Genomic DNA, 12,855 nt, shown 5'->3' on the forward strand with positions numbered 1-12,855 from the left:
GAAAGCTATTTTTTAAGACCTGTTACCAATAAAATAACAATGATGAAACAAACCATACTTCTCACCATTTGCGTACTATTTTCACTTACCGCAAACGGACAGCGTACGGTAATCACCCTCCATAAAAACTGGAAGTTTACCCGGATCGATAACAACGAGGCCATTAAAATGGATTATGACGATACCGCTTGGGAGCATGTTAGCGTGCCACACGATTGGGCCATCACCGGACCCTTCGATAAGGAGTTAGACAAACAGGTGGTAGCCATTGTACAAAACAACGAAAAGGTGGCCACCGAAAAAACAGGACGTACAGGTGCCTTGCCGTATATTGGCGTGGGCTGGTATCGTAAACAATTTCGGGTGCCACAGTTTACCGAGGGTAAAAAAGTACTGCTTACTTTTGATGGCGCCATGAGTGAGGCGCAGGTTTATTTGAATGGTAAAAAAGTAGGCTATAGACCTTATGGTTACAGCTACTTTTATTTCGACATATCCGAACACCTGCTAAAAGGCCAGGATAACACGCTGGCTGTTCGTTTAGAGAACCACAAAAAATCATCCCGCTGGTATCCCGGCGCCGGACTGTATCGTAAGGTACAACTCATCTTAAAAGATGAAGTTAGCTTTAGACATTGGGGAACCTTTGTCACTACCCCATTTATTTCGGGTGAGCAGGCCAAAGTAAATATAAAAGCTGAGGTGGACGGAAGCGATTTAACGCTGGTAAGCGAAATTATGGATGCCAATGGAAAGCGGGTGAGTCAACACAGCAGCCAACAAATATTTGGCCACACCATGGAGCAAAATCTGGAAGTTCTTAATCCAACATTATGGAGCCCCGAAACGCCCTATTTATATACGGCAAAATTAAAACTATACCAAGGCAATCAATTAAAAGATGAGCAGCTAATCCGCTTTGGCATCCGCCAGATTGCCTACGAGCCGGATAAAGGATTTGTGCTAAACAGCGAGGTAACTAAGTTCAAAGGCGTGTGCTTACATCACGATTTAGGCCCCATAGGCGCCGCTATCAATACGGCAGCATTGCGTCGCCAGTTGGTCATTCTCAAAGATATGGGCTGCAATGCCGTTCGCTCTTCACACAACATGCCCTCGTTGGAGCAATTGGAATTATGCGACGAAATGGGCTTTCTGTTCCTGGCCGAGAGTTTTGACGAGTGGGCCAAGGCCAAAGTAGAAAATGGCTACCATCGCTTTTTTAACGAGTGGGCCGAAAAAGATGTGGTAAACCTGGTACGTGCCACACGTAATCATCCCAGCATCGTAATGTGGAGTTCCGGTAACGAGGTACCCGACCAATATGGGAGTCTCGGCGTAAAAAGAGCCAAATGGTTGCAGGATATTTTTCATCGCGAAGATCCCACGCGACCTGTCACGGTGGGTATGGATCAGGTAAAAGCGGTGATGAAAAGTGGCTTTGGTGCCGTGCTTGACATACCCGGCCTCAATTACCGCACACATCTGTACAAAGAAGCCTACGATAAATTTCCACAGGGTTTTATTTTGGGCTCAGAAACGGCTTCAACGGTAAGTTCAAGGGGCGTGTATAAGTTCCCCGTTGAGCCCGGCAAAATGGTGCAATACCCCGATGGGCAATCTTCATCGTACGATTTGGAAGCCTGCAGCTGGAGCAATGTGCCCGACGAGGATTTTGTTTTGCAGGATGACCATGATTGGGTGATAGGCGAATTTGTTTGGACAGGCTTCGACTACCTGGGCGAGCCAACACCCTATGATAATTACTGGCCATCGCGAAGTTCCTATTTTGGCATATGCGATTTGGCCGGATTACCCAAGGATCGTTATTATTTATATCGCAGTCGCTGGAATACGAAAGATGAAACACTCCACATCCTTCCGCACTGGAATTGGAAAGGCCGTGAGGGCGAAACTACGCCTGTTTTTGTATATACCAACCATCCCAGTGCCGAGCTTTTTGTAAACGGAAAGAGCCAGGGCGTGCAAACAAAGAATGACTCCAGCCCGCAAAATCGTTACCGGCTTATGTGGATGGACGTAAAATACGAGCCAGGCACTATTAAGGTAATTGCTTTTGATGAACAGGGTAACCAAATGGCCCAAAAGGAAATGCACACCGCAGGTGTTCCGCACCACCTTGTGCTCTCAGCCGACCGCAAAGTGATCAGTGCCGATGGAAAGGACCTTAGCTATGTTACCGTTTCGGTGGTGGATAAGGACGGCAACCTGTGCCCTAATGCCAGCAATCACTTATCCTTTAAAGTAAAGGGAGCAGGCACCTACCGTGCAGCATGTAACGGCGATGCCACCTCGCTGCAAATGTTTCACCTTCCCACCATGAAAGCCTTCAGCGGAAAACTGGTGGTATTGGTACAAGCTACCGATAAGCCCGGCAACATAAAGCTCGAGGTCAGTGGCAAAGGATTAAAAAAAGGGGCGATATCAATAGTCTCGGAATCTGCCACTGGTGCTGTAACAATGGAGCTATAAAAGAATGCTAAAGCCAAAGGATTGGGAAAATAAACAGGATTAAAAAAGGCCGATCATATTGGATCGGCCTTTCAAAAGAATTATAAATAAATTCACTTTAACTCTGGAAAAATCTTTAGCATAAGCCGCAATTTGCTTGCGTCAGCTAAAAGTGATAAAGGTACGCGTTTTTCGGGTTAATCTAAATCTAATTCTCCCCCAAAAATCTTTCTGCGTCCATTGCTGCCCGACAACCGGAACCGGCCGCTGTTACAGCTTGACGGTAGTGACTATCCATCACATCGCCACAAGCAAAAACACCTTCCACATTTGTTTTTGAAGTTCCCGAAACAGTATCAATATAACCTACCTCGTCGGTGGTCAGGTAATCTTTAAATATTTCAGAGTTGGGGGTATGACCAATAGCAAGGAAAAAACCGTCAATGGCCAAATTCACCTCTTCTTCGTTATCTTCGCCCTTATTTTTAACCAGGCGCACTCCTTCAACTACACCATCGCCTGTTAAGCCCAGCGTTTGATGCTTCCAGAGCACTTCTATTTTTGGATTCGCAAATACCCGATCCTGCATTACCTGTGAAGCCCTGAACACATCGCGACGTACAATCATATACACTTTTTCGGCTAATCCGGCCAGATACAAGGCTTCTTCGCAAGCCGTATCGCCACCGCCTACAACGGCCACTTTTTTGCCCCGGTAAAAGAAACCATCACAGGTGGCACAGGCCGACACACCCGATCCTGCATATTTTGTTTCGTCCTCTATACCCAGATATTTTGCCGTTGCCCCGGTAGAAATAATCACCGTTTCGGCTTCAATTACCTTATCTCCGTCAATGGTAATTTTAAACGGACGCTGGCTAAGGTCGGCTGCAGTGGCATGTCCCATACGTACATCTGTACCAAATCGCTCGGCCTGTTTTTTAAAATCTTCCATCATAGCGGGTCCCGTGGTTCCATCGGGATATCCGGGGTAGTTCTCCACCTCCGTGGTAGTCGTAAGCTGACCTCCCGGCTGCATACCTTCATATAGTACAGGTGCCAGATTAGCACGCGATGCATAAATAGCCGCCGTATATCCGGCAGGCCCCGAACCAATTATCAATACTTTAACACGCTCGGTGCTGCTAATTTCGTCCGAGGACTTTTTTTCGGATGTTAATCCCTCCATTTTTTTAAATAATGCCATAATAGTATCTCTATGTTTTTTATCGTATTTATATATTTACATTTTTACATGTCAAAAGTAGTGCCTTTTTTATATTATTCAAAAAAACACCATTTTGTCAGTCAAAACACTGACAAAAGTAATACATTATAACAAATGACAGAATACCCCTTTGTCATTAATTAATAAATTTATGGTTCAGAACACGTTACAAATAACCATCTTAGTATAAAAAAACAGGGAAATGGAAAGAATTATCTATTACATGCACAAACTTAGCCTCTAATTACTATTTTTGACGCGATAGCCTGGATAATAAATCTTACCCTTACAAGTTGTGAAATATTTTTTGTGTGTCGTATTGTGTGTGTCCGCTTTTACCCTAAACGGACAAATTAATGATAGGATAAAGTTAACGGTCGATTCCATTGGCTCTAACGTAGCCAGCATAGGCACATTGGCAGCTACTTTTAATCATAAGTTTAAAAGCGACAGCGATAAGGTGGGAGCAGCCTACTATTGGATAGCCAAAAACATTGTTTACGACACCCAAACTTACTTTTCGAAAAAACGAAAACCTACCTACAACTTTAAATACAAAACACAGGAAGAGAAACGCAGAAAGATGCACAAGGTAGACATGCGTATAGCCGATGAAGCCTTTAAGGAACGTAAAGCTGTAGCAAGGGGGTTTTCAATTATGTTTAAACGCTTATGTAACAATTGCGGGGTAGAATGCGAAATTGTGGCGGGCAGTGTAAAAATTAAACCGAAAGACATTGGTCGTAAAGCCGGACGCACTAATTACTTTTGGAATACCGTAAAAATAAATAACAAGTGGTTTTTAGTAGATGTGGCTATGGGAGCCGGATCGCTCAACGAAAAAAGCAAAACTTTTATTCCGAATTATAACGAAACCTTTTATTTAACTCCTCCGGACTACTTTTTTTTGAATCATTATCCTAAAAAGGAAGAATGGCTTTACTGTGATAGAAACAACGAAGAGTTTAGTGCACTACCCCTGTTTTACCAATCGTATGTAGATGCTGATATCGATTTATATTTACCAACAGAGGGAACCATTACATCTGTTTCGGAAGATACCCTAAGCATCGCCTTTGTTCATCGGAATAAAAATAGTACAAATGCACTTCCCAATGATTTCTCATATGCTTTTGAAGCCGACAGGAAAGCCAAAGTTATTCCGGCTGATGTAAAGGAGGATAAAGTAAAGCTACAAATACCCATGACCAAAAGAAGATATGATTATCTCACTATCTTTTTAAATTCAGAAGCGCTGGTAACCTTTAAAGTAAAAACAAATACGCTGTAGCGCGTAACAAACAGTAGTGTACAAAACGTAGGCTGCCACACAGCAACAGAATCAAACCATTGTATGTATGTGCGCTCATAGCATGCTGTTACACGGAATTAATTCAACTCAAAATGATAGGTGATAGTTCCTTTTTGAAATGCAGTTGCATTGGGGTCGGAATTGAATCTGGCTTTTTTGGCAGCTTCGATAGCCGCCTTTTTTAAAGTTGAATTTTGCGTTGTAGATCCTTTTAATTGGTATTCCGCCGCAACCACTTTCCCGTATTTATCTACGGTTACCTGAACCACAATAATACCTTCCTCCTGTATGCTATATCCGGGTTGTGGAAGCGAACCCACGAGCGAGCGACCGGTAAGTGAAAAGCCTGATCCAGAATTACCCAGACCACTGCCCGTTCGATTTTTACTGTTGGCATCACCCGTTACATAACCCTGATTTCCCTGTCCGCCTGCCTCACCTTCCGAGGTGCTGTTGCTGTTGGATTTACCAAAGGCACTGCCCACTTTACTACGCGCTTCATCTGCTATCCGTTGCTGCTCTTCCTGTTTTTTCCTTTCCGCCTCAATCTTCTGTTGACGCTCCAGCTCGGCCTGTCTTTTGGCTTGGGCTTCTGCCTTGGCTTTACGGTCGGCCTTTTCTTTTATTCTTCGTTCCTCCTCTTCCCGTTTTTTTCGGGCTTCGTCTTCGCGTTGTTTTTTGAGTTTCTCTTCTTTCTCTTTTTTCTTTTGCTCGGCACTTTTAACTTCTGGTGCTTCGTCAAAATCCTGTGTTTTTACAGTCTCCTCGGCTTTAGGTGCAGGTTCTTCTTTTACAAGCGGTGGCGGAGGACTAACCTTGGGTTCCGAGGGAGTTGGCTTGGCGGCCGCTTTGGGGGGTTCTGTTTCACCCAGCCCCGTTTGTACGTTACCCAGGTTAACCAACACTCCCTCTTCCTCCTGGGGGATCGTTTTTAATCCAAAAAAAATCAAAAGCAACAGAATCAGCACATGAAATAGTACCGATCCAATTACACCTCGTCTGCTATAGTGTTCCATTTGTTTACTTTTTGGGGAGCGATTAAGTTCCGTAAGTTATTATCCCGCCATTTTTTATCGTGACTGGGTGGCTAATATTAACCTATATTTATTTCGCACGGCAATGTCCCTTATTTTACCAACAACCGAAAAAGGAACCGATTCGTCAACATGCAATGCAATATAGGTTTCCGGCTCAGCGGTCATTATTTCCTTCAAACGGCGTTCTATTTGCCAAAACGAAATTTCCTCCCCCTCTACAAAATATTTTAAATCTTTGGTAACCGATATGGTGGTATTGGGTTTTGCAGATACCTGGTGGTCGCTTTTGGGAAGCACCAAATCTTTGCTTGCCGGTGGAGTGACCATAGTAGAGGTTATCATAAAAAATATAAGCAGCAAAAACACAATATCCGTCATGCTCGACATGCTAAATCCAGACTCTACCTTACTTCGTTTCTTTAATCCCATTTTTTATTGATAATTACACTATCGACAAAAGAAAATTACAAATACTTATCAGCGCATTTTAAAAACCAAAGCCTATAACAGCGCTTATTCCTCCGCATTACGATTTTAGCACTCTTTTACCCTAAACCGTAACTTAAGCCTTTTTATTTTAAACCTAAAAGGAATATCTTAAAATTGTTTGCGGTTAAATTACCTAATATCCAGCACCACTTTTATTTGATGTGTTTCGGCAATATCCAGTATTTTAGCCACGGCACCTGTAGGTGCATTTTTATTGGTCCGTAATTTTATAAAGGTCTTATCGCTCGAATTATATTTTTTCAACAGTGCATTTTCCAACTGCGCATCGCTCACTCTTTGGTTGTCGATGGTAAAATTACCCGCACTTGAAACCCTTGCATTGATAAACTTATCAATCACCACTTTTTTGGTGGCCTGTTTAGGTATCAGTAATTTAATGGCGTTGGGATGCACCATCGTAGATGTTATCATAAAAAATATGAGCAGCAGAAATACAATGTCGGTCATACTCGACATGCTAAAACTGGCACTTATTTTTGTTCTTCTTTTTAAAGCCATATTACTTGTTATTAGTGGCCAATAGTCTTCCGCCCCACTACCTGCGAAATTGCTTTAAGCCAATTGCCAACAACTATTTATCCGACCAAACGGCCAGCTCGTTTCCCGAGGGATCCATAAAATGAAATCGTTGTCCGCCCGGAAAAGGAAAAATATCTTTGGAGATAGCTCCACCCATTTGAATTATTTTATTTTTAACGCTGTTTAGATTTTTGTGGTAAAGCACTATTAATGCGCCATTCACAATATCTCCTTCGGTTTGTTCAAATCCTCCATACAGCCCACTATCCGAAAAAGCCGCATAGCTTGGTCCATAATCTGTGAACGACCATGCAAAGCACTTTGTATAAAACCTTTTTATTTCTTCAAGGTTTTTGGCTTTAAGCTCAAGGTAACTAATATGATTGTCTCTCATGTTTATGTCGATAATATCCAACACGCTCGTTTGTTAAGGACAGGTCTATTGCTAAAATACCGGTATCGTATCAGCATACAGTTATCAGTACATATTTCATTTTAAACTTTAACCCCAGGTCTTTAAACTTGTAACCCAAAACTATCAGCTTGCAACTTAAAATGGATGCCTGTAGCCACACTTATGAGGCCGGTTCGTTCAATAAATCCATAAACTCCATTGTGCGGGCTTCTAATTTAAATACCACTTTTTCTACCCTTGCCACCAGAAAATTATAAGCAAAGTAGGCAATAATACCTACTACCAAACCGGTTACTGTGGTAACCATTGCCGTATAAATTCCCGACGATAACAAGCTTACGTTGATATTATTCCCTGCATTGGCCATATCAAAAAATGCTTTTATCATACCAATTACAGTGCCCAGGAAACCTATCATAGGAGCGCCACCGGCCACCGTTGCCAAGGTAGGCAGACCTTTTTCCAATCGACTAATTTCCAGGTTACCAACGTTTTCTATGGCTGTATTTACATCTTGCAATGGACGCCCGATGCGGCTAATCCCTTTTTCAATCATCCGGCTAACGGGATTATCTACATGCTGACATAGCGAGTAAGCCGAATCTATTTTACCCTCGTGGATGTACTCTTTGATTTTGTTCATAAAACTCAAATCTTCTGAGGAAGCCTTTTTAATGGCAAAGTAACGTTCAATAAAGATGTAAACGGCTACCACCGACAGTACCACAAGCGGTATCATAATTAAGCCGCCTGCTTTGGCCATCTCAAAATAATTCATTTCGTTTTGTGCAACTTCGGCTATTACTTCCGTTTCGTCAGCTACAGTTTGTATCAGTAATAAAGGATTCATGAATATGAGGTGTTTTATTTTTCGTAAAAATATAAATTGTTTGCAAATGTAAAACGAATATCTTGTATTAAAAGTATGACAGGATTGTTTTTAAATTAATCGTTATTGCCTTTAAATGGCAATAAATGCATCTGTGTTAAAAATTTTATGGTTGATTTAACCTATTATTTGAGAAGTCCGATAAGGAATCTTACTTTTATAGTTTAATTAAAAAACATAGTAAAATGAAAAATCAACATCTCAGCTATCTGTTTATTGGCTTAATTAGCGCTATAGTTAGCTGTGGCTTGCAAGCCCAGGCAATAAAAGATTGGGAAAACCCTAAGGTATTTGAAATAAATAAAGAAGCACCCTATGCTTATTTTATCCCCTATGAAAACCAACGGGATGCCTGGGATGGAATAAGCGAAAAGTCTGAGTTTTTGCTTAGCCTCAACGGCACCTGGAAGTTTAAGCTGACCAAAGATCCGGATAAGCGCCCACAAGATTTTTATCGCGATGAGTACGATGTAAGCCAATGGAAGGATATAAAAGTACCCGCCAACTGGGAAATTGAAGGTTTTGATACCGCCATTTATGTAAACACCACCTATCCGTTTTGGCAGATAGCAAAGAAATCGCCTCAGCCACCACTTATTCCCAAAGGGTATAACCCGGTAGGTTCGTATAAGCGAACTTTTGAGATACCACAAACCTGGAACGGGCGGCAGATTTTTGTGACCTTCGGTGCGGTTAAATCAGCTTTTTACCTTTGGGTGAATGGTAAAAAAGTAGGCTATAGCCAAGGGTCTAAGTTGCCTGCCGAATTCGATTTAAGCCCCTACGTAAAACAAGGCCAAAACACCATTGCTTTGGAGGTGTATCGCTGGTCAGATGGCAGCTATTTGGAGTGTCAGGATTTCTGGCGCCTCAGCGGAATACAACGTGATGTAACCTTATCTGCACGTCCTAAGGTGCGGGTGCGTGATTTTTTTATCAGGGCTGGGCTTGATGACAATTATAAAAACGGTTTATTTAATATTAGTTTAGAGCTATATAACCATAGCAATAAAACAAGCAAACAAACAGCCGAAGTAAAACTGGTGAGCTTTGATGGGAAAACAGAATTGCTTGCGCTGCGTAAAACAATAAAAACCCAACCCGGAGCTACTGAAATAAAATTTGACCAGCAAAGTATTAGCAAGCCCGATAAATGGAGTGCCGAGCAGCCCAACCTTTATAAAGCTCTTATTACGCTATACGATGCAAAAGGCGAAACGCTGCAAAGCTTTATTCAACACGTAGGTTTTCGTACAGCTGAAGTTAAAGATGGCCAGTTTTTGGTTAATGGTGAGCCCGTATTAATTAAAGGGGTAAACCGTCACGAGCACCATCCCGACCACGGCCATGTTATCGACGAGGCCAGTATGCTATTGGACATTCAGTTGATGAAGGAAAACAATATTAATACGGTACGAACAGCACACTATCCTAATTGCGAACGTTTTTACGAACTGTGCAACATATATGGTTTGTATGTAATCGACGAAGCCAATATCGAATCGCACGGCATGGGTTATGGCAAAGAATCGCTGGCAAAAGATCCGGAATGGAAGGATGCACATATGGCACGCACGGTGCGCATGTTCGAGCGTGATAAAAACCAACCCAGCATCATAACCTGGTCTCTGGGTAATGAGGCTGGCAACGGGGTGAATTTTGAAGCTACCTACGACTGGTTGAAAAAAAATGATACTACCAGACCGGTACAATACGAGCGGGCCGAACTTAACTACAACACAGATATTTTTTGCCCTATGTATATGAGCATTGCTGCTACGGTGGAGTATGCCCAATCCAAGCCCAACCGCCCGCTTATTCAGTGCGAATATGCACATGCCATGGGTAACAGCTGTGGCAGCCTGAAGGATTACTGGACGGCCATTGAAAAATATCCCGCACTACAAGGTGGATGTATATGGGATTGGGTAGATCAGGGCCTACGCGAATACGACGAGCGTGGGCGTATGTACTTTGCCTATGGTGGCGAGTACGGAACCAACATGCCCAGCGATAACAGCTTCTGCCTTAATGGGCTGGTAAACCCTGATCGCAAACCAAACCCTCAATTGCATGAAACAAAAAAAGTGTACCAAAACATTTCGGTAGAAGCCAAAGATTTAGACAAATTGCAATTCATCATCAAAAACAAAAACTTTTTCGTCAATCTGAACGCTTTTGATGCTAAATGGACCATAAGCAATGCCGAAGGTGTTGTAGCCGAGCAAACATTAGATATTTCTGCAGCACCGCAACAAGCAGTAGTTGTACAGATAGACAAGCCTGTTTTACCGGCACTCAAAGCCGGTCAAAAATACATCCTTACTTTTTCCTTTGCCACCAAAAAGCGAAGCGGATTAGTAGCCAAGGGGCACGAAGTGGCCTGGGATCAGTTTGAGTTACCTGTAAAACAAAAGGAAAGCAAGCCGGATTCGTATTTTGGTAACACAACTGTAAATGAAACCTGGAGCGAGGTAAGCATCCGCGGAAGTAACTTCGACCTGGTTATTTCAAAGCAAAGTGGAATGATTAATCGTTATGATTTTGCCGGACGATCTATCATTCAGCAGGGGCCAAAGCTTAACCTCTACCGCCCGCTAACCGAAAACGATATACGTGATGCTAATGGAAGCAGAGAATGGACAAAAGCGGGTCTCAGCGATTTAACACAGAAAGCTTCAGGTAAAGTAGAGGTAGTAAACGAAGGCAATGGAACCATCCGGGTTACTGTACCCTTGACCCTGGAAAACAAAACTGCAGGAACCTATATTCCCGCCATTCAGCAATACCATATTTATGCTGATGGAACGGTAAAATTGGCCGTAAAACTGCAGCTACCACAGCAAATTAAAGCTGTAGCCAAAATGGGCTACCAAATGCTACTCAACAAGGCTTTTGACAGAACAACATGGTATGGTTTGGGCCCGGTGCCCACCTATAGCGATCGCGATGCAGCCGGCAAAATGGGATATTATCAGGCAAGCGCCAAAGAACTTTTTGACCACAACCTGGTGATTCCGCAGGACAATGCTAACCGCAGCAAGGTACTGTGGGGTTCGATTACCAACATTGAAGGTATTGGCTTATTCTTTGCCGGAACAGATGAGTTAAATTTTAGCGCTTATCCATATGCCGACAAAGCGATCGACATAGCACGCCATACCAATGAACTGGACGAAGCTGATTTTATAACGCTGAACCTGGATGATAAACAAGCCGGGTTGGGAACCGCCACCTGTGGGCCGGCCGTATTGCCGGAATACGTACTGAGTGAAAGGGATTACGGATTCCAGATTACACTAAAACCTATCGATTTAAAACAACATACGGTTTTTGAATATGCAGCGTACAAAAGCAATACAGAACCCATTTCGCTTGCAGTTGCGCCAAGTGTAAGCGTATTTAGAAACAGCGATGGCATGGTTAGCTTAACAACTCAAACACAAGCCCAAATTATTTATTCTATCAATGGCGCTAAAGAACTGGTGTATGATGGTCCGGTGAGCATGAAAAAAGGAGGAAGCATAAAGGCTTATTCGGTAAAAGAAGGCATGCGCAAGGGCTTTGTTACGGATGTAGATTACGACATACTTAAAACAAAATGGAAAGTGGTAGATGTGAGCAATGCACACCAAAGTTTTGGTCCCGAGAAATTAATAGATAATGATAAAAACAGCCATTGGCACACCCAATGGGACGACCCCAAACATGGCATGCCACATTTTGTAAGTGTAGATATGGGCCAAGTGGACAAATATGCCGGCATTAAATATACACCCCGCCAGGATATGCAAAACGGAAGGGTAACAGCGTTTAATTTTGAAGTGAGCACCGATGGCAAAAACTGGGAGAAAGTAATTGACAAGGGCTCTTTTCAAAACTCCAGTGCCGTACAAACCATAAAGTTTACTGATAAGGTAAAAGCAAGGTATTTTAAAATAACCGTAACCAAAGCGGTAAACGATGTTTTTTACGCCAGCATAGGCGAGTTATCTATGTTGCCGGTGCTGGATTAATTAGTTGATTTATTTTATCCCTTTACATTGCGCTATTGGCACTATTGAATCAATCAGTATCAGATAATAGACACAAAACCATGTGGTCTGCCATTTGCTAAATCATCCCCGCCTTTTTAAAGGCGGGGAACTATTACCCATACCATTTCGCTGAAAACAAATGAGCCATGCCATAATTTATCTTAAACAAAACCATGTGGCAGATTAGCAGTTATCTTTCATTAATGATTCGTTTTCAGCCACAATTAACCGCCAATCGCTATTTGCAAACGTTTTTCACCCGTCCAACAACACCCGACTGCAACTGTACTTTTATGCCGTGTGGATGACTGGCAGATTTGGTTAGAATTCGTTTTACCAATCCGCGCGTCAGTTCGCCGGTGCGTTGATGAATTTTTTGCACCACCTCTACCTCGGCGCCAACCTGTATGTTTGTTCTATGGTTTCCCTGGCTCAT

At 42.6% G+C, this 12,855-nt stretch carries 10 protein-coding genes; 3 read left to right on the forward strand and 7 right to left on the reverse strand.

The window, feature by feature from the left end; genetic code table 11:
• Positions 1–39 precede the first annotated feature (39 nt).
• Positions 40–2,493, forward strand: coding sequence for a beta-galactosidase GalB (gene galB / locus FN809_RS12940; RefSeq protein WP_221929423.1), 2,454 nt, complete (start codon positions 40–42; stop codon positions 2,491–2,493).
• Between the two features lie 187 nt (positions 2,494–2,680).
• Here the strand turns inward: galB and trxB are convergent, their stop codons facing one another.
• Entirely contained in the window at positions 2,681–3,679 is a 999-nt protein-coding gene (gene trxB / locus FN809_RS12945; RefSeq protein WP_142533949.1) for a thioredoxin-disulfide reductase, read from the reverse strand.
• A 316-nt stretch (positions 3,680–3,995) separates the two neighbouring features.
• On the opposite strand from trxB, the gene FN809_RS12950 reads away from it, so the two are divergent.
• A complete protein-coding gene (locus FN809_RS12950; RefSeq protein WP_185957551.1) occupies positions 3,996–4,991 on the forward strand; it encodes a transglutaminase domain-containing protein in 996 nt (331 codons plus the stop codon).
• 98 nt (positions 4,992–5,089) lie between these two features.
• Here the strand turns inward: FN809_RS12950 and FN809_RS12955 are convergent, their stop codons facing one another.
• The 5 genes from FN809_RS12955 to FN809_RS12975 form a co-directional block, all read right to left on the reverse strand.
• Positions 5,090–6,028 carry a TonB family protein gene (locus FN809_RS12955; RefSeq protein ID WP_142533951.1) on the reverse strand — a complete coding sequence of 313 codons (939 nt, stop codon included), beginning with the start codon at positions 6,026–6,028 and terminating at the stop codon, positions 5,090–5,092.
• A gap of 54 nt (positions 6,029–6,082) precedes the next feature.
• Entirely contained in the window at positions 6,083–6,478 is a 396-nt protein-coding gene (locus FN809_RS12960; protein WP_246095599.1) for an ExbD/TolR family protein, read from the reverse strand.
• A 189-nt stretch (positions 6,479–6,667) separates the two neighbouring features.
• Entirely contained in the window at positions 6,668–7,057 is a 390-nt protein-coding gene (locus tag FN809_RS12965; protein WP_142533952.1) for an ExbD/TolR family protein, read from the reverse strand.
• A gap of 73 nt (positions 7,058–7,130) precedes the next feature.
• Complete coding sequence (locus FN809_RS12970) at positions 7,131–7,472, reverse strand: VOC family protein (protein WP_142533953.1); 342 nt, start codon at positions 7,470–7,472, stop codon at positions 7,131–7,133.
• Positions 7,473–7,653: 181 nt separating this feature from the next.
• Complete coding sequence (locus FN809_RS12975; protein ID WP_142533954.1) at positions 7,654–8,343, reverse strand: MotA/TolQ/ExbB proton channel family protein; 690 nt, start codon at positions 8,341–8,343, stop codon at positions 7,654–7,656.
• 224 nt (positions 8,344–8,567) lie between these two features.
• Between FN809_RS12975 and FN809_RS12980 the strand changes: the two genes are divergently transcribed.
• Positions 8,568–12,398, forward strand: a complete 3,831-nt coding sequence (locus FN809_RS12980; RefSeq protein ID WP_142533955.1) for a glycoside hydrolase family 2 TIM barrel-domain containing protein — start codon at positions 8,568–8,570, stop codon at positions 12,396–12,398.
• Positions 12,399–12,657: 259 nt separating this feature from the next.
• Here FN809_RS12980 and FN809_RS12985 read toward each other — a convergent pair whose 3' ends face one another.
• Positions 12,658–12,855, reverse strand: a complete 198-nt coding sequence (locus FN809_RS12985) for a YwbE family protein (protein ID WP_142533956.1) — start codon at positions 12,853–12,855, stop codon at positions 12,658–12,660.

Origin of the sequence: Saccharicrinis carchari, assembly GCF_900182605.1 — a bacterium.
Taxonomy (GTDB): domain Bacteria; phylum Bacteroidota; class Bacteroidia; order Bacteroidales; family Marinilabiliaceae; genus Saccharicrinis; species Saccharicrinis carchari.

Coding starts and splice junctions, on each gene's coding strand:
- FN809_RS12970 (WP_142533953.1), bottom strand. CDS start 7,472: ATGAGAGACAATCATATTAGTTACCTTGAGCTTAAAGCCAAAAACCTT.
- FN809_RS12985 (WP_142533956.1), bottom strand. CDS start 12,855: ATGAGCCAGGGAAACCATAGAACAAACATACAGGTTGGCGCCGAGGTA.
- FN809_RS12975 (WP_142533954.1), bottom strand. CDS start 8,343: ATGAATCCTTTATTACTGATACAAACTGTAGCTGACGAAACGGAAGTA.
- FN809_RS12965 (WP_142533952.1), bottom strand. CDS start 7,057: ATGGCTTTAAAAAGAAGAACAAAAATAAGTGCCAGTTTTAGCATGTCG.
- FN809_RS12960 (WP_246095599.1), bottom strand. CDS start 6,478: ATGGGATTAAAGAAACGAAGTAAGGTAGAGTCTGGATTTAGCATGTCG.
- trxB (WP_142533949.1), bottom strand. CDS start 3,679: ATGGCATTATTTAAAAAAATGGAGGGATTAACATCCGAAAAAAAGTCC.
- FN809_RS12980 (WP_142533955.1), top strand. CDS start 8,568: ATGAAAAATCAACATCTCAGCTATCTGTTTATTGGCTTAATTAGCGCT.
- FN809_RS12955 (WP_142533951.1), bottom strand. CDS start 6,028: ATGGAACACTATAGCAGACGAGGTGTAATTGGATCGGTACTATTTCAT.
- galB (WP_221929423.1), top strand. CDS start 40: ATGATGAAACAAACCATACTTCTCACCATTTGCGTACTATTTTCACTT.